Genomic DNA, 20,977 nt, shown 5'->3' on the forward strand with positions numbered 1-20,977 from the left:
ACTTCAAATCAAATGATAAATAAAAACCGACATGCCAAACACCAAAACCAAGTCCGTATTATTGGTGGAACGCATCGGGGCAGGAAACTGCACTTTAGCGATGCCGACGGTTTGCGCCCTACGCCGGATAGTGTGCGCGAACGCCTATTTAACTGGTTGGGGCAGGATTTAACCGGGCAGGCAGTGTTGGATTTATTTGCAGGCAGCGGGGCTTTGGGCTTGGAAGCGGCTTCGCGCGGGGCGCGTTCGACGGTATTGGTGGAGCGTAACCGCCAAACTGCGCAAGTGATTAGAGAGAATATCCGCCAATTAGGTGTGGGGCAGGTTGAAGTAGCGGCTGCCGACGGTTTGGCGTATTTGCAGCAAGGGGGTGGCCGTTTTGATACGGTTTTTTTGGATCCGCCGTTTAATTGGCAGCAGTGGCCTGAATTGTGGGCGGTGCTTCAAGGCCGTCTGAATGAGCGGGCTATGGTGTATTTGGAAGCGGGGGTGCTGCCGCAACTGCCTGAGTGGTTGGAAGTATATCGGGAAGGCAAGGCAGGAAAAAGCCGGTTTGTTTTGGCGGTTTATCAGCCGGAAGCAGAAGCTTAATGGTTTGCTATTCCGGTGTTACGTTATTCCGCTAATACGACATATTTCCCTTCAAATTCGGCAACTTTTATATCGTTGCTAAACAATGTGCAGGTGATATGAATTTTGCCTTTACCGCGCGCGGTTAACATGGCGCTGCATTGCGCCCATGCTTCGGGGTCGGTTTTTTCGCAAACGGCGGTTAAATCGCCTCGGGCAGGTTTTAAATAACGGATATGGCTCTCCTGAATCACGATTTTGCCGTGATATTCCGGGTAATTAAGATGTACCAACGACCAGCCGCATAGTGTTGCCAACATCACAATACTGCCGCCGAACACGGTGTGATGGTGGTTGCAATTGGCGGCGATGGGTGCTAGTAGGCCAACCCTTTCGGTTTCTGCTTCGGCAACGCTGAATTGTAAAGCGGCGGAAGCGGGAATATTACGGTGAAGGAAAGCTTGTAGTTTGGTAGGTGTCATAATACGATTGTTGAAATCGGTGAAAAGCCGATTATATAGCAGGGCGTATTACTACGCCGCTTTATTAATAATATATCGATAGGCCGTCTGAAATCTTTCAGACGGCCTATCGATATTATCGGGACAAATGCTTTTATCGCAATGTGTATAAATGTTTTGGTATATTGTTTTTTGTAATTCAATGTGGTTGGCTCGGATTTCTTTGTTATAATGATCTGAACGAAACAGGGGTGCTGCATGGGTTGACCAATGCGGCTGAGAATCACCCTTATACCCGATCAAGGTAATGCTTGCGTGGGAAGATTTCAGCGTTCATTATGGTTTTCAGGCAGTTTGCAAGTATATAGTCTGAAAAAACACGCTCCTGTTTCTTTTTATAACGAAAACAGGAGTTTTTTATGGCTGCCAAAACCACAGGCCGCGAATCGGCACAACTCGACCGCCTTTCGCACGATTTAGGCATTCAATTTGCTTATCCCAATTCTACCAAAATCTATCTTTCAGGCAGCCGTGCGGATATGCGCGTACCGCTGCGCGAAATTGCCCAAGACGATACTGTCACCGATAAAGGCAACGAGCCGAATCCGCCGATTCCGGTATACGACACCAGCGGCGCTTATGGCGATCCGGAAGCACACATTGATTTGAAACAGGGCCTGCCGCATGTGCGTACGGCTTGGCTTGATGAGCGCGGCGATACGGAAATCCTCAACGGTTTATCCAGTGAATACGGTTTGGAACGCGCCCATGATCCGAAAACCGCCCATCTGCGCTTCAATCAGATTACCAACCCGCGCCGTGCCAAAGCAGGCAAAAACGTTTCGCAAATGCACTATGCCCGCCAAGGCATTATTACGCCGGAAATGGAATTTGTGGCGATTCGCGAACGCCTGAGAATGGAAGAAATTTTCCGTGACCCGCGTTATGCCAAAGTGATCAAACAGCATCCGGGCGAATCTTTCGGTGCCAATATTCCGACTCATCCCGACCAAATCACGCCTGAGTTTGTGCGTAGCGAAATTGCCGCCGGCCGTGCCATTATCCCCGCCAATATTAACCACCCCGAATTGGAACCGATGATTATCGGCCGTAATTTTCGTGTGAAAATCAACGGCAACTTGGGTAACTCTGCGGTCACTTCGTCGTTGACCGAAGAGGTGGAAAAAATGGTGTGGTCGCTGCGTTGGGGTGCCGATACCATTATGGACTTGTCTACCGGTGCGCACATTCACGAAACGCGCGAATGGATTATCCGCAATGCGCCCGTTCCGATTGGTACCGTGCCGATTTATCAGGCTTTGGAAAAAACCGGCGGTATCGCCGAAGATTTAACTTGGGATCTGTTCCGCGATACCTTAATCGAGCAGGCGGAACAAGGTGTCGACTATTTCACCATTCACGCCGGCGTATTGTTGCGCTATGTACCGTTAACGGCTGACCGTATCACCGGTATCGTATCGCGTGGCGGTTCGATTATGGCCAAATGGTGTCTGGCACACCATCAGGAAAACTTCCTCTACACCCATTTCGATGAAATCTGCGAAATCATGAAAGCTTATGATGTTTCCTTCAGCTTGGGTGACGGCTTGCGCCCGGGTTGTGTGGCAGACTCTAACGATGCCGCCCAGTTCGGCGAATTGCATACTTTGGGCGAATTAACCCACAAAGCATGGCAACATGATGTTCAGGTGATGATTGAAGGCCCCGGCCATGTGCCTTTACAACGTGTCCGCGCCAATATGGACGAAGAATTGCAACACTGCTTCGAAGCGCCGTTCTACACCCTTGGCCCGTTGGTAACCGATATCGCCCCGGGTTACGACCACATCACTTCGGGTATCGGCGCCGCCAATATCGGTTGGTACGGTACGGCCATGTTGTGCTATGTGACCCCGAAAGAACACCTCGGCCTGCCGGATAAAGAAGACGTCCGCACCGGTATTATTACCTACAAACTCGCCGCCCATGCCGCCGATTTGGCCAAAGGTTGGCCGGGTGCGCAACTGCGCGACAATGCTTTATCGAAAGCCCGTTTCGAATTCCGTTGGCGCGACCAGTTCCGCCTCGGTCTCGACCCGGAACGTGCCGAAAGCTACCACGACCAAACCCTGCCGGCCGAAGGGGCGAAGATTGCCCACTTCTGCTCAATGTGCGGCCCCAAATTCTGTTCGATGAAAATCACGCAGGAAGTACGCGACTACGCCGCCGCACAAAAAGGTATGGAAGAAAAAGCTGTCGAATTTGTGCGTAAGGGTGCCAAAATTTACAGCTGATGTGTGAAGTTTACAGGCCGTCTGAATCTGAATATTTTCAGACGGCCTGATAAATTGCGCCGGTACGTATCCGAATGCATGTCAACATAATATGCGTCAAGCCTTAATCTATTTGTTGTGATGGGCAGCGGCAATGGCCGGCCAATAAAAATGAAAAAAGGAACCATCATGAAACCCTATCAGGTAGCGATTGCCGGCGGCGGTCTGCTCGGACGGCTGACGGCATGGCGCTTGGCGGAACAAGGTATCCGCACGGTATTGTATGATGCCGGATCACCTACCGGTGAAAACAGCGCGGCTTATGTGGCCGCAGCGATGTTGGCCCCTGCTGCGGAAGCGGTAGACGGGGCGCCTGAAGTCATCGCATTGGGATACAGCAGCCTCAAATTGTGGCGGCAGTATCTGAAACGCATCAACAGCCCGGTTTTTTTTCAGGAAAACGGCAGTCTGATTGTTTGGCATAACCAAGATGCCGCCCTCAAAAACCGCTTTTTGCAACACTTAGAGCGCGCCCATAACGGCATGCAGCCTGCGCAACAATGGTCGGCCGACGATATTGCCCGCAATGAACCGCAATTGGGCGGGCGCTTCAGCCAAGGCTTGTTTCTGCCCGAAGAAGGGCAGCTCGACAACCGCCAAACCATCGCCGCCTTAGCAGAAGCCGCACAACAGGCCGGTGTCGATTGCCGTTGGCATGCGCCTGTTGATAACCTTGACGAGCTTCATGCGCAGGCCGATTGGGTGATTGATTGCCGCGGTATCGGTGCGCGGCAGGCGTGGAACCAAAGCGGCGGCACCCGTTTGCGCGGTATCCGTGGCGAAGTAGCCCGCGTGATAGCGCCCGAAGTGAAACTTAACCGCCCCGTCCGCCTGTTGCATCCGCGTTATCCTTTGTATGTTTGCCCGAAAGAAAACGGCCTGTATGTGATTGGTGCGACTCAGATTGACAGTGAAGACGACAGCCCGGTTTCGGTACGCAGCAGCTTGGAATTATTTTCGGCTTTATATGCCGTTCATCCGGCTTTCGGTGAGGGAAGGGTTTTGGAAACCAATGTCGGTTTACGCCCGACGCTGGTACACGACCGCCCTGAAATCCGCTGTCATGCCGAAAAACAGTTAATCGAAGCAAACGGTTTGTTCCGGCATGGCTTTATGATTTCGCCGTCGGTGGCCGAAGCGGTGGTAGAAACCGTTTCCGGCGTGCTTGGCGGCAACCGCCCCGAAACAGCAGGTGAGCTGCCGGTGCTTTATTGCGGTAACTGAATTCAATGTGTATGTGAAACATGATGTAAAGGCAATACTGATGTTGAGTGTGATTAGCCGTCTGAAAACTTTTCAGACGGCCTTAGGTGAAGTAATCACTACTTTATCGGATTTGCATAATCGTTAAGGAACATTGCGTAATGAATATTCAAATAAACGGCGAAAACCGTCCTTTTAGCGGCGCAACGCTTGCCGAGTGGCTTAAAGACAATCCGCCGCAAGCACCGTTTGCCGTATCGGTAAACACGATTTTTATCCCTAAGACCCGTTATGCCGAAACCGCATTGAATGAGGGCGACAAAATAGAGATTGTCCGTCCGGTGGTGGGCGGATAGCCGCTAAGGTAACGGGTGAACAACAAGAGGCCGTCTGAAAAATATTCGGCCGGTTGATATCAAATATGAAAACGGAGCAGGGTTGTGAAAAAATATCTGCCTGTATCAGTCTATAAGGAAGCTCAATTATGCTGACTCTATACGGACAAACTTTTTCGTCGCGCTTATTATTAGGCACGGCGGCTTATCCTTCTTTGGATATTTTGCGTCAGGCCGTCGGCGTTGCCGAACCGGCCATGATTACCGTTGCGCTGCGCCGTCAGAATACGCCTGATGGCAATGGCGGCGGTGCGTTGTGGGCATTGTTGCAGGAAGCGGGCATTCCGCTGCTGCCCAATACTGCCGGCTGTTTGAGTGTGCAGGAAGCGGTGGCCACCGCGCACATGGCACGCGAATTATTTGAAACCGATTGGGTTAAACTCGAATTAATCGGCAACGACGACACTTTGCAGCCGGATGTTTTCCAATTGGTTGAAGCGGCCGATATTTTGATTAAAGAGGGTTTTAAGGTGTTGCCGTATTGCACCGAAGACCTTATCGCCTGCCAACGATTATTAGATGCGGGTTGTCAGGCATTGATGCCGTGGGCGGCGCCGATCGGCACCGGATTGGGTGCCATAAACGGCTATGCGTTGCGGATGTTACGCGAACGTTTGCCGGATACGCCACTGATTGTGGATGCCGGTTTGGGGCTGCCTTCGCATGCTGCGCAAGTGATGGAATGGGGTTTTGACGGTGTATTGCTCAATAGTGCCGTTTCGCGTAGCGGCAATCCCGTACAGATGGCGCAGGCATTTGCCCAAGGCGTGCAGGCGGGGCGCAATGCTTATGAAGCGGTACCGATGCCGCCCTCAGAGCATACACGTGCAAGTACGCCGACTGTCGGCCAGCCGTTCTGGCATAGCGATGAATATGGATACACGTCTTAATATCAAATCAGGTTTTTGGTTTGAATAAAGGATGTGAACCCGTTATCTTAATTTATATTTGTAGATGGTATTTTCAATACAGCCATAAACATGGCCGTCTGAAACTTTTCAGACGGCCATGTTTTTTAATAATGACTGTTTGGCTTATTGCCGAAATATTAACGGTGTTTAACCTTCTACAGTCACTTCCACGCGGCGGCCTTCTACGTCATTACCAATGGCACCGGTAGTATTTTCAGGTTTACGCAATTCGATATTGGCCGTATCGACACCTTGTGCTTCAAAGAAAGCCTTAACCGCATTGGCACGTTGTTTGGATAATTCGGCATTGGCGGCGGCGTTACCGGTACTGTCGGCAAAACCGCTGATGACCAGTTTTTTGCCGGCTTTACCCGCTTCAATCACTTCGCCGACAATTTGTTCCGCACCTTCGGCAATATTGTTTTGAGACGTGGCAAAGTAGAATACGGCCATACCGTTTTGATAAACCACACCGGCTTGGTCAGGCGCAATCGCCGGTGCGGATGCGGCAGTATTATCCATAGGTGCAGATGCCGTACCGATAATATCTTGCTCGGGCGCGGAAGCAACCGGCTCGATAATATTAGAGGGTTCGGAAGGCATCACGCTGGAAGCGGTCATTTCCGTATCTAAATCGGATGCGGTGAGTGCATTGGTTTCTTCCGGTACAGATGCGGCCACGTCTGCAGGCGGAACGGGTTGTTCTTGGGTGCTGCAGCTTTTATAAGCGAATAAAGCCACGAGGGCGGCAATGACCAAGGCAATCCATTTGCCCAAGCCCGAACCTTTGGCTGCCGCCGCGCCGGCCGCATTTGCCGCAGTGCCGGTAGCCCAGCTGCTCAGTCCGCCGAAAATCCCGCTTAAACTGCCAATGCCGAGCGCAGAAAGCATTCCACTGCTTAGTGTACTTGATAACCAGCCGTGTTGATTACTTAATACACCGGCCAGTTGGCGTTGGTTTAGATTTTCTGCTTTTACTTTTTTGCTTAACACAGAAAGAACCAGTGGTAACGATAACGCCAATAGAGAGCCGGCTGTTGCTTTGGCAATGCCGCTTTCATGGGCGATTTGATCGGAAACATCCGCAGCATTTCCGCTAAACCATACGGGCAGCTTTTCACGCCCCCATTGCATAATGCTGTCTAATCCGCTGCCACCTTCTTCAACTTGAATTACTGCACGGTTTAAAGGAGTAGATGCTGTACCGGTAAGGGTATCGTGTAAGTTTTTCAGATGGGCGGGATCATTACTGATGTGTTTAACCAAACCTGCAACGACGGTGGGCAAAACAATTTTAGTTGCGTGTGTACTGTTTTCTGCGCTTTCTCCATGTTGAGTAAGAAAACGGCTTAATACGCCGCCCAATTCGTTTTGCAATACATTGCCAAAGTCAGATGACATTATGCTCTCCTTAATAAATAGAAGTATGATAGTTAAGAAGTTTTGGCTTTCCCCTTCAATGGCATATTAAAACCACCGTTTGCTATAAAACCGCTATTGCAAAAACGGATTATGCTCCTTCTCATGGCCGATAAGTGTTGTTCGGCCGTGTCCTGCAATAACGGTTGTATGTTCGGGTAATACCAGCAACTTATCGGTAATATTACGGATTAAATCGGTATGGTTTCCGCGTGGGAAGTCCGTTCTACCGATAGTTTCATAAAACAAGACATCACCGGCAATCAATAATTCCGCATCTTTACAATAAAACACAACATGACCCGGCGTATGGCCGGGAATATGTAGGACTTCAAAGGTATAACGACCGACGTTCAGCGTATCGCCTTCTTTCAGCCAGTGAGTGGGGGTAAATGAGGGGGATACGGGAAAGCCGTATTGGGCGGTTATCTGAGGCAGTTGTTCGAGTAGGAATAAGTCGTCTTGATGCGGCCCGAATACGGGTACTTCGATTTGCGAGCGCAATTCCACGACGCCGCCGGCATGGTCAAGATGGCCGTGTGTCAGCCAAACGGCTTTTAAGGTCAGGTCGTGTTTTTTAATTTGTTCCAATAAAAAAGACACGTCGCCGCCGACATCGGTGAGTACCGCCTCACGGGTCTCGTCGTCCCAAATTAAGGTGCAGTTTTGGCGGAACGGGGTAACGGCAATGATTTCGCACTGTAAAGCCATAGGTGTTTCCTTTATTTTAAATAAATTGTGTAATAATATTTTAAGTTATTTGTAAATAATAAATGAGGGGAAAACAAAATGAAAACCATCATACTCGTTTGCGGGCTGTTTTTCACGCAGGCGGTGATTGCGGCGGCACCGGATTTGCTGTTGGCTAAAAAATATACCCGTACAAAGCATATTCAAGGGTGGGCGATGAGTGAAAAACTCGACGGCGTCCGCGCTTATTGGGATGGGAAATGGTTAATCAGCCGTCAAGGATATCCGTTTACTCCGCCGGCAGGTTATACGCATTATTTCCCACCTTATCCGCTTGACGGGGAATTATTCAGTAAACGCGGGCAGTTCGAACGGATTTCCGGCGCGGTGCGGTCTGCTACAGGCGATTGGTCGGATATCAAACTTTATGTATTCGATGTGCCACAGGCAAAAGGGAACCTCTATCAGCGTTTGGCGGTATTGCAGGCATGGCTTGAAACCCACTCTAATGCACCGATTGCCGTTATTGCGCAAACACCGGTTCATAATCATGTGCAGGTACAGGCATTTTTAAAACAGGTGGAACAACAAGGCGGGGAAGGGGTAATGCTGCGTCGGCCGGATATTCCGTATCAGGGTGGCAGAAGTCCGCATTTGTTGAAAGTGAAAAGTCGCCATGATGATGAATGTACGGTAACGCGGCATTATGGGGGTAAAGGCAAATACGAGGGCAAATTAGGGGCTTTGGGCTGCCGTAACCGATATGGCGAGTTTCGTATCGGTAGCGGGTTGAAAGATAAGGATAGGGCGGATCCGCCGCCTGTCGGTAGTATCATAACCTATCGTTATCAGGGGTTTACCCAGAAAGGTATACCACGTTTCGCAACCTTTTTAAGGGTTAGACATAAAGTATCTGATTGAATGATATTTTTGTGATAAATTTTATTTTGCCGTTTGAAATTTTTCAGACGGCCTCCATATTCGAAAAGTAAATTTTCAATAAAGTATCCCGTAAGGCGGTGAGTGGTATGGTTTATACTTTTCCGCGCGGGTACTTCTTCCGTTAAAGACGTTATTTTGTTAACGTTTTTTATCCATATATCCTTTGCTCAATCCCTTGCCATACGAAGATGGTTATGGGGATGGTGATGCGTTTGGATACGAAGCTAAAAAAATTAATGAAAGATTTTAATAATGTCCAGAACACAGACACAGACTAGAGTGCTCAGTGACAAACAAATAGCTACATTACTGGCTTTAATGGTTGCCCTGATGCCGTTTTCTATTGATGCCTATTTACCCGCTATACCGGCAATGGCCGAAAGCTTGTCGGCTGATATTCACCACATCGAGCAGAGTTTGAGTAGTTTTTTATTCGGCGTAGCCATAGGACAGATAGTCGGCGGTTCATTATCGGATATTAAAGGCCGCCGTATTGTCGGCTTGATAGGTTTGTTGGTTTATATTGTCAGTGCTGCCGGTTTGATTTTTATTCAGACGGCCGATCAACTATTGTTATTGCGCGTCATACAGGCTTTTGGCGCCGGTATGACGGTGGTAACAGTCGGTGCAACAGTGCGTGATAACTATACGGGGCGTAAGGCTGCACAAATGTTTGCTTTAATCGGTATTATCATGATGGCTGCGCCTTTAATATCGCCGTTATTGGGTGCAGGTTTGCAGAGTTTGGGTGGCTGGCGCACGATTTTTGTATTTTTAACGATTTACGCAACCGTTGTATGGTGTTTGTTATATTGGTTTTTACATTGCCATGAGTCGGTACACGAGGTGAAGGGTAGTATTGTCAGTGTGGTATTGGGGCGCTACCGTAGAGTGTTTGCAACTAAACCGGCTTTGGGTTATTTGTTTTTTCAGGCATTCAGCTTTGCGTCGATGTTTTCTTTTCTCACCGAGTCTTCATTTGTTTATATGGAACTCTATGGTATTTCTTCCCACCAGTATGCTTGGGTTTTCGGTATGAATATTATTACCATGGCTACATTTAACCGTGTAACGGCATGGCGCTTGAAACGCGGCACGCATGCTCAAGATATTCTCAGATGGGGTATTATTGTTCAATTTTCAGCCAATCTGCTGATGGTTGCTTTGGTTTTGATGTTGGGAATGCCGCCTATGTGGATGTTGGTCGGTTGTGTGATGGTTTCGGTCGGTACGCAAGGGCTGATAACGGCAAATACGCAAGCATGTTTTATGTCTTATTTTAAAGAAGAGGGTGGTAGTGCCAATGCGGCTTTAGGTGTATTTCAGACGATAATTGGCGCGCTTGCCGGTATGCTGACTGCTTGGTTGCATAATGGTACGCCTATGGTTATGTCTGGAATGATGTTGGCATCAACATGTGCCGGTATTATGTTGCTATGGCACTATTCTCATTCTACTTGGTATGAAATACCGGATATGGATTAATTTTAAGTTGGATTGTCTTTTTATTTTAGGGCTTAGAAAGCAAGTAAACCATCAATTTGCTTTCTAAGCCCTAGGTTTATTTTGAGTAATGAAATCAAGCCGCACTATTAAGCAGTTATTAAGTAACTGATTGATGTATTTAAATTAAGCATCTGCATCATCTGCTACACCTGCTGCCACTTTATCCGGATTGAAACGAACCGATTGCGGATAGGGGTAAAAATCATCATATAACCCGGCTTCCAGCCGTTCTTTTTTGCCCTGCCAAAATTCAGGCGATAATAAATCTTTATGATGTTCTAAGAATACTTTCCGAACATCCGGTTCGCCCAATAAAAACGGGCCGAACTCTTCGGGGAATACATCGCCTTTATTCACGGGATACCATACTTCACCTGACATTTCATATTCGGGATTCGGGGCAGGAGGAATTTTGCGGAAATTACAGTCGGTCATATATTCGATTTCATCATAATCGTAGAAAATCACCCGACCGAACCGAGTCATACCGAAGTTTTTATACAGCATATCGCCCGGGAAAATATTGGCGGAGGCCAGCTCTTTTAATGCATAACCATAGTCGATAACCGCTGCGGCTTTGTCGGCCGGTTTGGCTTTCTGCATAAAGAGGTTGAGTGGTTTGAGGCGGTATTCGACATAAACATGCTTAATCACCACCCTATCTTCGGTTTCTTCAAACTGACTGGGTGCCAACGTGCGCATTTCATTTAAAAACTCTTCATCACAACGATCTTTGGGCAGGGCGACGTTGGTGAACTCAAGCGTATCCGCCATGCGGCCGACGCGGTCGTGTTTTTTTACCAACAAATATTTTTGCCGTACATAAGCCTGATCAAAATCTTTATTGGGGCCGAAAGTGTCTTTGATGACTTTGAATACATAAGGAAAAGACGGTAGAGTGAAAACGCTCATTACCAAGCCTTTAATGCCCGGCGCGAGAATAAATTTATCGTGGGAATATTCGAGGTGTTGGGCAAATTCGCGCCACCAGATATTTTTACCTTGTTTGTGCAGGCCGACCATGGTGTATAAATCACCCGGTGCGCGCATAGGCAGCATTGCACGCAGGAAGTGAATATAAGCGCTGGGTACTGGCATATCCACTAAGAAATAGGCGCGTGCAAAAGAAAACAATACGGCGATTTGTTGGGCATCGAAAAGGGCGGCATCTATTTTCAGACGGCCTGATTCATCATGCAAGATAGCCAAAGCAAAAGGATGGCGTGCCCCGCCGTTTACGATTTGCCCGAAAATATAAGCGCCTTTATTGCGGTAAAACGGGGCATGCAATACTTGTACATGCAGATTCATTTCTTGAGGCGGCCATTCGGCTTGGAAATAATTCCGCGCGGCTCGTAGAATATTGCAAATATCTTTATTGATATGGGCAAATGGAACCTGCCAGTCGAAATGATGCAAGATATTGCGTAAACAGCCGCGCAAGCCTTGTTTCTCTGGGTAGAAAGAGCAGAAAGTGGGTGGGTCGGAATCGATATATTCGGTACTGGTCGAGGGTTTGACGAAGATAAACTGATTGTTGTAATACTCTTTGGCCAATAGTTTGGTGGAAACTGAGTTGAAAAATGTTTCGGCCAATTCAGGCTGTTTATGGTTTACCAATAAGGCAATGTATTCTGTTTTCGCTGTTGCCCAAACTTCGTCACTGAGTGCCGCGGCGGCCTGCTCGTTGCGTAATATCTCTACGGCTTCCATTACCCGTTGGTCGTACATCTGAATCCGTTCGGCAACCAAGTCCTGAATGCCGCGCCAATTACGTTGTTCAAACATTTCTTTGGCACGGGCGGTAACTTCACGATAAAGACGGTAATGTTTATTGAATCCGGCGAGCATGGTTTCAGCAACCGCACGCCCCAATTGTTGGGTTAGCTGTCGCGACATTTATTTTTCCTTTGTTATATGGTTTACGCGGGTCTTAATGCCTGCTGGTTTAGTTAGAATCCCTGCAGTGTTCTAAAATAAGGTAGGATTAAATTACAGGGTATTTTTATATTGTTTGATGTAACCTTATGAGATTTTATTGGATTCTGCAAGTCTGTTTAATAGTTAATTGGCACAATATTTATATTTGATTTTAGGCCGTCTGAAATATTTTTAATGGGGAGCAAATAAGGGTATATAGCCGGAAATATTGATGGGATAGTTTGCGGTGATGTGTTGATAAATTAAGAGGCCGCCTGAATGGTTCAGACGGCCTCTTAATTATAGATATTTCGGATCAATCTTTATCTTCATGGTCTTTTAAAATTTTATTGTAGACAGGGTCAGGCAAGTAGCGGCGTATCATTTCGCGCCAGCCTTCCGGGCCGACCATTCCTTTAACCATAGTCGATGATACTTCGGCAAACTCACGCGGGGGCATAAGGATAACGGTGGTAATATCCGGATGTAAATCACTATTGATATAACGCATAGAACGCTCGTATTCATAATCCGAATTAGAACGGATACCACGAATGACAAAACGGGCACCGATACTGTCGGCATAGTCTACTAAAAAACGGTTGCCGAATACGGTTACGCGTACATTGGAAAAGTCTTTAGTAATGGCTTCGAGCATTTCGCGGCGTTCGTCTACCGTATAGGTGTGTTGTTTTTCAGGATTGACACCGATAGCAATCACCAATTCGTCAAACATAGCTTGTGCTTTGCTGATCATCCATAAGTGACCGTTGGTAGGGGGATCAAAACTACCGGCATAAACTGCACGGCGGATTGGGCGGGTTGTCATGATGATTTATTCATAAAAATGAGATTTAGAAGGGAAGGATAAAGCTTGATAATGTGAATGTCAAAGTAAAAAGGCCGTCTGAAAAACGTTTTCAGACGGCCTTTAAAGTAATCAGAATTAATCTTCACCGGTTAAAGCGGTAAGAATATGCAGTAGGCTGCTGAAAATATTGTAGATGGCAATAAAGATAGTTAAAGCAGCACTGATATGGCTGGTCTCACCGCCGTCAATAACAGTACGGATTTGCCACATAATTAATAAAGAACTGAAAATGACAAAGCCGGCTGAAATGGTTAGTGCCAATGCCGGAATTTGTAAAAACACATTGGCGACAACAGCAATCATTAATACAACTCCACCAGCCATTAAAAAGCGACCGAGTGAGTTCATATTGGCTTTAGTTCGCCGTGCTGTCGCTGCCATGGTGAAAAATAGGGCGGCTGTCATAACGGCAGCAATACCTACGATTTGTGCGCCATTGCTAAAGCTCAGGCTGTATTGTAATAAGGGGCTGATTAATACACCCATTCCAAAAGTGAACACCATCAAGAGTGTAACGCCAACATTACTATAGCGGTTTTTTTCAATCAGAAAGCACATGCCGTAGAAAAAAGCTAAGACAACTCCGAAAGCAGCCCAACGGCTGTTAAACATACTATATAAGTTAAAGCCTATTTGGCTACTAATAAAAGCACCTGCGGCACAAGGAATAAAGGATAATCCGAGTAGGCCGTATGTTTTGCGCAATACGGTATTTTTTTGCACTGCACCGGCACCCGATGCTTGTGTGTAGTCGTAAACGTCGTTTTTCATGGCGTTTTGGCTCCTGTAAATTGAATACATATAGAATGTGGACAGCGATTTTATCAGTAAATTCTGATTTTTGTTAAAAATTTTTATATGTAATATCTAAAAAGTGGGTAAGTATTTTATATAGTTTATAATAATCATTATTATTTATTGTTAAATTTAGAAAAAAATTAAATAATCGGTTTATTTTTTGAATAAATGGTTGTGGGTGACTGTATTTTTTCGATATGATGCAGTCCCTTTTTTGATTTAAATCTTTCTAACCACTAACTATATGAATATTATGCGCACACATCATGTAAATCTAACTACACTGGCAGCTTTATGTATAACTGCTCTTTCCGCTTGTGGCGGAGGAGGCGGCAATTCTCCGCACCTAGAATCAACTCCAACCTCGATAACAGCAGTTTCTGTTGAGCAAAATCGGGAGGCTTCTCTTAATCAGGAGCAAGAATTACCTGATAGTAAAGAGCCAATATCTTCTATTTCACCTGAATTACCTTATCAGGTAACCATAAACGGCCATACGCATGTGGATAAGCGTCAAATTGTATTAGATGATTTTAAAGAGAATACTTTGAGCGAAATTCCAACGCAAAGCGGCAGTATTCGTGCATACCGTCAACAACACTCTATCATTGCGGGGTATTTGGCACCTCAAACTATTGTAGGAAAGGATAGTGAAGGTGAAGATATTACCATTCGGGATCCGATGAGTATTGGATTGGTGAAAGGTGATATTACGGCTATATTACCTGATGAAGGTCAATATCAGTATACAGGTCGTGCTTTTAGTGATGATGAATCTGGAAGCTTTAATTATAAAGTGGATTTTAATAGGCGTAAGGGAAGCGGCTCAATTACCGGGATTGAAAAAACAGGTATGGTAATGTTGCAAGAAGCGGATATTAAAAATATTGTTTATGACAACACACTAGACGATAGCCATATTATTGCCAAAGGAATCGAAGGTAAAACCTTATCTGAAACGCAAGTGAGAGGTGATTATAGTCTTACTTTTTTTGGCTCTGAAGCCAAAGAAATTGGTGGAATTGTTTATCAACCTTCAATACAAATTGGTGTTGGTGGGGTTGCACGCTAGATTATTTTGATAATTTAAATAAAACATGCGGTTATCTTAATTTTTAGGATAACCGCATGTTTTTTATGATTGCCTATATCAGCTTTTTGCTATTAAACATAGCCGAATATCTAATTAAAACAGTGTATTAGTAGGCTCTTGTAATAATTTATATTGCTGGTTAGATGGTGTTTGTGGTATCGGCTTAATATTAGTAGGAGAAACAGTTTGTTGATCCGCATCGGGAATCACTTGAGGGGCTTCCGCTTCTACTTCTATTTCGGTACCGGCGGGTAATATCTCATCTTGTGTCGGCATAGGAGGAGGTGCAACTTTAGGTTGGGTTGGTAGCTCTGAACCACTTGTCCATGCTATCGACTTTAGAGGCCCTTTGATTTTTACACCTTTGGCACAAGTCAAGCAGTTTATATGACCGGTACGGTTTTTTAGAATAGCATTAACACGTTTGGGATTAATGTTTTTCCCATGTGCTTTTGCCCATGCATCAATACTTTTACGTAATGCTTCTGTGTCTAAATTCTTTTGATTATAAGGATCACGGTAGGCTGCCAGCCAAAGGTTATCGTTGGAATCCATGTTCAATGTTGCCATATGATAAATGACTGAGGCAGGAGAGCCACTATTAATAGTTTTCGCAAACTCTAAGGCATCTGGTGATTTCATTCGTACACAGCCATGGCTGCGAACCCCCGGCACGCTGCTTGGCGCATTAGTGCCGTGGATACCCAAGCCTAACTTAGGATCGCCCATACGTACAAATACAGGGCCAAGAGGATTATTTGGGCCTGGTGGTATGGTTTTAAGGCCGTCTTTCCGCTCTTTCTGGATACTTTTGGGAATATGCCAGGTTGGGTTAAATGCTTTGGGACCAATTGTATGCTCACCTAAATTAGTTTGTGTGCTTGCTTTCCCTACTGTTACGGGGTAAACCTTAGTCAGTTTTCCATCTGTATAAAGAAACAGGCGTTGTTGAGGAATATTGATAACAACATGCTGCCCTAAGGATACTGGTGAAAAGTCTGGAATTGGGGTGTTTGCCAGGGTGGCGGATGTAAGGGATAAAAGAAATACACTAAAACTGATTTTTTTCATTACAAATCTATACTTCATTTTTGTACAAAACGATATAAATCATACCGTAATATTCAGATTTTTGTGAAAAAATACATAAAATTGCTAGTTACCCAGAATAAGTATCGGCTCGCTTTGGATAAAAGAAGTAGTATTCTTTTTAGTTTGTATTCATATAAAGGGAGTATGGTGCAACAAGCTTTGGGTCGGTTATCTCAATTGCTATCTGATGTGGGCGGTAAAAATAAAACTGTATCAGGCTGGTAAAATAAAGTGTTGCTATTTGGGTACATATATTTGAAATTTATAACTGTTTTAATTTTAAAATAAGTTATTATTTCTAAATATATTTATTATATCGTTATCAGTAAAGATGTTTTGATACTATGGAATAGTATATTCCATTTTGGATAAATTAAAATGAATATTTTAAATATAAGTAATTGTTTAATATAATTATTAATTATTTGTTAGATATGATAGATTTGTTTGATTGCAGATTTTTTGTTTTTTATGAATGGTAGATGCGATAGTAATTATCTGTATATAGTGGTTTAATTTTAAAAATGTATAGCCTTTGTTAAGATGTAAACTTTGATTATGCAATTTGGTCATATATCGTTACCTATTATGTGTATTGGTTCTATTATCATTTTTTCGAGAGTATTATTAGAAACTTAAGAAAATAATTTATGTAAAAGCTTTTTAAATAAATTGGTTATCAATTACTATGTATAAAGTATGATTTGTGAATATTTAAAAAGTAGCCATAGTTGTATAAATACCCCATAGATGACATTAAACTATGTTACTGATGTAATAAATGGTTAAATCATGTTATTATTATGCACTTGGGGAATAATATGGTTTTAAAAATATGCTCGACAACTCATTCCAACAGGTTTTTAAATTGGGTTTGTTAGAGCTATTACACTTGTCGGGAGATATCCTTGGATTATTCACTTCTAATTATAGGGTTGCTGGTTGCTTTGTGTGCGTTGTTGTTTCTACGTTATAAACAAAGTACAAATAAAGTATCCAAAAAGCAAAAAGCATCCAAACTTTCTGAACAAAGTCGCCAACAGAATAAAGGTGCGGCTACCTCTTCTTCTGCCGGTGGTGATTGGATGGATCAGGTATCGCAGTCTGTTGCCGATACTGAAAATCAGGATTGGGGATGGGAGAGTGGTGTCTCAGATTCTGCTACTACAGCGGTTTCTGCACAGGAAGTCGATCCCCTTACAGAGTATCAAGTCTATAAGCAATTTGGTTATGAAAGTAAGGCAGCTGCCTCTTTAGCTGGATATTTATCAAGCTTGGGAGATGAAGCTCCTGAAAAGTTAGTACATGAGCTCGTTGGTCTGAGCTTGCGTATTAATGACATCGATTTGTTGGCAGAAACGCTAAACCAGCACAGTAGTTCTTTACAGGAAGAAAGTTTGGCTGAGTATGTCAAGGCTGGCTTGGTTGCAAATCCGACACATTTAATCTTACGGGTTATTGCCGAAAATCGTCTCGGTTGGAGCATGCAGCAGGTTTCACGGATTATTGGTGAAAACAATAGTTTGGATGATATTCAATCGGCATCTGCTGCGCCTACTTTAACGATTCGTACGCGTACAGCAGATACATCTGAAAATAATACAGAATATGCGACAACGAGAAGTAATGAGATTGTTAAAGGAAATATTGATTTAGGAAGTGTTAGCGAAGAAGAAATGGGCGCGGTAATCGGTTTTGTAAAACCAGAAAAAAGTGCCAAAATTCTTAAAGGAAAAGTGGATTATGAAACTGCGCTACGCCAATATAACAAAGCAATTCAAAAATCAACTAAACCTGCTAGCCTAATTATTGATGCACTTAAATTAGATTATCAATATGAAGAAGTTAATCAGTTTGCCAAGCATTTGTGGAAGCTCTACTACTCTTTAGGTCAGTATGGTCGGCAAGTTAAAGAGCGTATGCTGGGTTGGGGATACAGCTTGGGCTATCATGAAGTGTTTGATGATTTGGAAAAGGGGCCGTCTGAACAAAAAGTTCGCGAAATTGGATTAAAAAGAGGTTATTTACAGCCAACTTCTCTTCAATTGAAGTCTAAGTATCGTGATTTGGTTCAAAAAGATTCTTCTCTTATTAGTGAGAATGCTTCTCCGGCAGAAGAGGCTATTAAAGAAGTCGAGTCGTTGTTGATGTATGGTCAGCTGGATCAAGCTATTGGTACTTTGGAGCAGGCAGTATTGCAGTATCCGCAAGAATCACAACTGTACGTTATGTTGTTTGATCTTTATGAACGTGCAGAAGACTGGTCTCGTTTAGAACAGTTCCTAAGATTGTTGCGTGAGCATGTAGCAAGCCTACCTGAGGAAGTGGTATTGGCAATGAGCCGGTTATTACGCCGAATGAATCAATATTCTAATAAATAGTAAATACCTTTTAAATTTAAAGAGTACCGAAAATGGATAACATGTTACCTAAAGTAAAAACAATACGGATTATGTTGCAAGATATGGGTGAGCAGCAAGAAGCTATTTTCCGTATGGCATTTAAAATGCATAATACAACCAATTATGAAATCGTTCAGCCTGATTCTGATATACAACCTGATTTAATTTTAGTAGATACGGATACAGAACAAGGACTAGCTAATTGGAATAAATTAAAAGATACTTATGAAAATGTACCCGTTGCTATTTTTTCCATTAAAGAACCAACAGTCACTTCTCCTTATTTAGCAAAACCGATTAAGTTTGATACTTTGTTTCCTATTTTAAGAAGTCTTTCGCAAGGGGGAAGTATTTATGAAGTATCAGAGCAACAAAAAGAAGATACAAATACAAATCATTCGAGTGGTGTGAGAAAAGCCACTATTCACCGGTTTAATCCACAAAGAGGCTTGTTGGGTGCTTTAAAATTTGCCAGCCAGGGGCATCAAGATATTGCTATATTACATGAAGGAAAGCCTGTATTGATTGTATTTCCCAGTATCCAACGCGTATTACTGACCATCAGTGCCTCTGAGCTTGAGAAACTGAGTAAAGATGATAATTTATCTGTTGTATGTAAAGCTGTTCCTGATAATCCCCAGTGGAAAGAAAAAGCAAAAGTCACCATTATGTCGTGCTTATGGCAAATGGCCATTTGGACGGCGCAAGGTCGCTTGATTTACCCTATGACACCACAAACAGTTTTTACTTTGAAACGTTGGCCAAATTTAACACGCTTGGCTCCTGTGCCTGAATCTATGCGTTTATCAGCATTTCTTACTAAAACATCGGTAAATTTAAACGTACTTTATAAAGTGATGCCTTTAGATATGCCTGATATATTGAATTATTTATCTGCTACTTATGTTACAGGTTTCCTTGCAACCGATACTGAGTTTGACGGACAAAATACAAAAGGACATGTTGCTGGTGAAAGTGTTAACGTAGGCGGTGAATTACCTGATAACCAGATGTCTAGAGATGCGCAAAAAGCAGTGAGTCCTTCTGCGGAGCAGCCACGTAGCTTATTACAACGGTTGATGCGTAAATTGATTGGTAAGAAATAATAAATATTAAAGAGGTTATCGTAATGAAAGAGAATAAAATTATTTTTACCGGTCCTGTCGGTGTAGGTAAAACAACGGCAATTTCTGCATTATCCGACGAACCGCCGGTACAGACTGATGCTGATGCATCGGATATGACGCTTGTTAGAAAAGGGTATACAACTGTTGCAATGGATTATGGTGTTATTCGTTTAGATGAAGAAACCAAAGTACATCTTTATGGTACGCCAGGCCAGGAACGGTTTAACTTTATGTGGGAGATCCTTAGCCAAGGAAGTATGGGGTTAATCTTGTTGTTAGATAATACGAGAACGAATCCTTTAAAAGATTTACAATTTTTTCTAGATGCATTTAAAGAGTTATTAAAAACAGCCCCTTTAGTTGTAGGGGTGACTAAAATGGACATTCGGTCTTTGCCCGGCGTAGATGTGTATCAGAAATATCTGGCACAAAATAATTTTAATGTTCCTGTATTTGAAATTGATGCCCGTCGTGAAGATGATGTTAAACAATTAGTGAGCGCAATGCTCTTCTCAATTGATCCGGGATTAGAGGTATAAGATGGAATCTACACTTTCTTTACAATCAAATTTGTACCCTAAGATTACTCCGGCTGGTGCATATTATGCCGTTTCAGGTGATACGCCTAGTGCCAGCCGAACACTTCTTTATGGTTTATTGAGAGCGAATCCAAATGAAACCATAAGTCAAGAAAAGCTATTAAACTGGGCGGAGACCAATGATTTTGATAGCGCACTGAATTTACTTTATCGCTTACAACGCCTTGAGTTTTTATATGGTGATGAAAATATTAGCAATGAAGATATACATTTATCAGATGAGCAGCTTCCTGATTTGCTAGCAACACTTTCTAATTCGGGAAAAGCATTATTAGCTGATGAAAATGGGCTTTATTTTGCAAATGCCGGATTTCACCATGAGGCCGCTGAGGAATTAGGGATTTTAGCGGGTGAAATTGCAGAAGTTGCAGACAAACATCAACTGCTAATTAAAAATAACTTACATATACATCATAGCGCTTGGGGTATATGTGATCCTTCCGGACAAAGTGAGTTAACTTTTTTCCCTTTGTACATCGGTATGAGTAAGTTGATTTTGGTTGTTGGTGGAATGCCGGATTTAAATAAAGATGAATTTGTAACTTTAGTTAAAGTTTTATATCATCGCTATGGTAAGCTATGATTAATTTTTAAAATAAAAATTATCTACTTTTACCAATCGGGCTAATCAATAAGATTTTTAGA

General features: G+C 43.9%; 19 protein-coding genes and 1 riboswitch. Of the genes, 12 read left to right on the forward strand and 7 right to left on the reverse strand.

Annotated features, from left to right (window positions below; all coding sequences use genetic code 11):
- Positions 1-12: 12 nt before the first annotated feature.
- A complete protein-coding gene (rsmD, locus tag D0T92_RS02405) occupies positions 13-591 on the forward strand; it encodes a 16S rRNA (guanine(966)-N(2))-methyltransferase RsmD (protein ID WP_151049879.1) in 579 nt (192 codons plus the stop codon).
- 23 nt (positions 592-614) lie between these two features.
- Here the strand turns inward: rsmD and D0T92_RS02410 are convergent, their stop codons facing one another.
- Entirely contained in the window at positions 615-1,052 is a 438-nt protein-coding gene (locus tag D0T92_RS02410) for a YiiD C-terminal domain-containing protein (RefSeq protein ID WP_151049882.1), read from the reverse strand.
- A 216-nt stretch (positions 1,053-1,268) separates the two neighbouring features.
- Positions 1,269-1,371, forward strand: a riboswitch (TPP riboswitch).
- A gap of 79 nt (positions 1,372-1,450) precedes the next feature.
- Between D0T92_RS02410 and thiC the strand changes: the two genes are divergently transcribed.
- The 4 genes from thiC (at position 1,451) to D0T92_RS02430 (ending at position 5,852) form a co-directional block, all read left to right on the forward strand.
- The gene (gene thiC, locus D0T92_RS02415; protein ID WP_151049884.1) at positions 1,451-3,325 is read left to right on the forward strand and encodes a phosphomethylpyrimidine synthase ThiC; all 1,875 of its coding nucleotides are present in this window, start codon (positions 1,451-1,453) and stop codon (positions 3,323-3,325) included.
- Between the two features lie 168 nt (positions 3,326-3,493).
- The gene (gene thiO / locus D0T92_RS02420; protein ID WP_151049886.1) at positions 3,494-4,588 is read left to right on the forward strand and encodes a glycine oxidase ThiO; all 1,095 of its coding nucleotides are present in this window, start codon (positions 3,494-3,496) and stop codon (positions 4,586-4,588) included.
- A gap of 140 nt (positions 4,589-4,728) precedes the next feature.
- Positions 4,729-4,923, forward strand: coding sequence for a sulfur carrier protein ThiS (thiS, locus tag D0T92_RS02425; protein WP_151049888.1), 195 nt, complete (start codon positions 4,729-4,731; stop codon positions 4,921-4,923).
- Positions 4,924-5,051: 128 nt separating this feature from the next.
- Positions 5,052-5,852 carry a thiazole synthase gene (locus D0T92_RS02430; RefSeq protein WP_151049890.1) on the forward strand — a complete coding sequence of 267 codons (801 nt, stop codon included), beginning with the start codon at positions 5,052-5,054 and terminating at the stop codon, positions 5,850-5,852.
- 168 nt (positions 5,853-6,020) lie between these two features.
- Here D0T92_RS02430 and D0T92_RS02435 read toward each other — a convergent pair whose 3' ends face one another.
- Both D0T92_RS02435 and D0T92_RS02440 read right to left on the reverse strand, forming a co-directional pair.
- Positions 6,021-7,274 carry an OmpA family protein gene (locus D0T92_RS02435; RefSeq protein WP_151049892.1) on the reverse strand — a complete coding sequence of 418 codons (1,254 nt, stop codon included), beginning with the start codon at positions 7,272-7,274 and terminating at the stop codon, positions 6,021-6,023.
- A 93-nt stretch (positions 7,275-7,367) separates the two neighbouring features.
- Positions 7,368-8,003: an MBL fold metallo-hydrolase gene (locus D0T92_RS02440; RefSeq protein WP_151049894.1), complete on the reverse strand. Its 636-nt coding sequence runs from the start codon at positions 8,001-8,003 to the stop codon at positions 7,368-7,370.
- Between the two features lie 78 nt (positions 8,004-8,081).
- Between D0T92_RS02440 and D0T92_RS02445 the strand changes: the two genes are divergently transcribed.
- Both D0T92_RS02445 and D0T92_RS02450 read left to right on the forward strand, forming a co-directional pair.
- Positions 8,082-8,903 (forward strand): DNA ligase, encoded by an 822-nt coding sequence (locus tag D0T92_RS02445; RefSeq protein ID WP_151049896.1) that lies wholly within the window; start codon positions 8,082-8,084, stop codon positions 8,901-8,903.
- 273 nt (positions 8,904-9,176) lie between these two features.
- A complete protein-coding gene (locus D0T92_RS02450; RefSeq protein WP_191963656.1) occupies positions 9,177-10,409 on the forward strand; it encodes a multidrug effflux MFS transporter in 1,233 nt (410 codons plus the stop codon).
- Between the two features lie 144 nt (positions 10,410-10,553).
- Here D0T92_RS02450 and aceK read toward each other — a convergent pair whose 3' ends face one another.
- The 3 genes from aceK to D0T92_RS02465 all read right to left on the reverse strand — a co-directional run bounded on the left by aceK (position 10,554) and on the right by D0T92_RS02465 (position 13,992).
- Positions 10,554-12,329 carry a bifunctional isocitrate dehydrogenase kinase/phosphatase gene (gene aceK, locus D0T92_RS02455; RefSeq protein WP_151049898.1) on the reverse strand — a complete coding sequence of 592 codons (1,776 nt, stop codon included), beginning with the start codon at positions 12,327-12,329 and terminating at the stop codon, positions 10,554-10,556.
- A 337-nt stretch (positions 12,330-12,666) separates the two neighbouring features.
- Positions 12,667-13,179, reverse strand: coding sequence for a pantetheine-phosphate adenylyltransferase (gene coaD, locus D0T92_RS02460; RefSeq protein ID WP_151049900.1), 513 nt, complete (start codon positions 13,177-13,179; stop codon positions 12,667-12,669).
- 117 nt (positions 13,180-13,296) lie between these two features.
- A complete protein-coding gene (locus D0T92_RS02465; RefSeq protein WP_151049902.1) occupies positions 13,297-13,992 on the reverse strand; it encodes a Bax inhibitor-1/YccA family protein in 696 nt (231 codons plus the stop codon).
- Positions 13,993-14,272: 280 nt separating this feature from the next.
- Between D0T92_RS02465 and D0T92_RS02470 the strand changes: the two genes are divergently transcribed.
- Positions 14,273-15,091, forward strand: a complete 819-nt coding sequence (locus D0T92_RS02470; protein WP_191963657.1) for a factor H binding protein domain-containing protein — start codon at positions 14,273-14,275, stop codon at positions 15,089-15,091.
- Positions 15,092-15,205: 114 nt separating this feature from the next.
- Here the strand turns inward: D0T92_RS02470 and D0T92_RS02475 are convergent, their stop codons facing one another.
- Complete coding sequence (locus D0T92_RS02475) at positions 15,206-16,183, reverse strand: L,D-transpeptidase (protein ID WP_151049906.1); 978 nt, start codon at positions 16,181-16,183, stop codon at positions 15,206-15,208.
- Between the two features lie 929 nt (positions 16,184-17,112).
- Here D0T92_RS02475 and D0T92_RS02480 point away from each other — a divergent pair.
- The 4 genes from D0T92_RS02480 to D0T92_RS02495 are packed head-to-tail and all read left to right on the forward strand — an operon-like array spanning position 17,113 to position 20,915.
- The gene (locus D0T92_RS02480) at positions 17,113-18,585 is read left to right on the forward strand and encodes a 23S rRNA methyltransferase (protein ID WP_225315129.1); all 1,473 of its coding nucleotides are present in this window, start codon (positions 17,113-17,115) and stop codon (positions 18,583-18,585) included.
- Between the two features lie 32 nt (positions 18,586-18,617).
- On the forward strand, positions 18,618-19,712 hold the full coding sequence (locus D0T92_RS02485) for a response regulator (RefSeq protein WP_151049910.1): 1,095 nt from the start codon (positions 18,618-18,620) through the stop codon (positions 19,710-19,712).
- A gap of 23 nt (positions 19,713-19,735) precedes the next feature.
- Positions 19,736-20,272, forward strand: a complete 537-nt coding sequence (locus tag D0T92_RS02490; protein WP_151049912.1) for a GTP-binding protein — start codon at positions 19,736-19,738, stop codon at positions 20,270-20,272.
- A 1-nt stretch (position 20,273) separates the two neighbouring features.
- Positions 20,274-20,915: a peptidase M23 gene (locus tag D0T92_RS02495; RefSeq protein WP_151049914.1), complete on the forward strand. Its 642-nt coding sequence runs from the start codon at positions 20,274-20,276 to the stop codon at positions 20,913-20,915.
- Positions 20,916-20,977: the final 62 nt, after the last annotated feature.

It is taken from the genome of Neisseria zalophi (genome assembly GCF_008807015.1).
GTDB lineage: Bacteria > Pseudomonadota > Gammaproteobacteria > Burkholderiales > Neisseriaceae > Neisseria > Neisseria zalophi.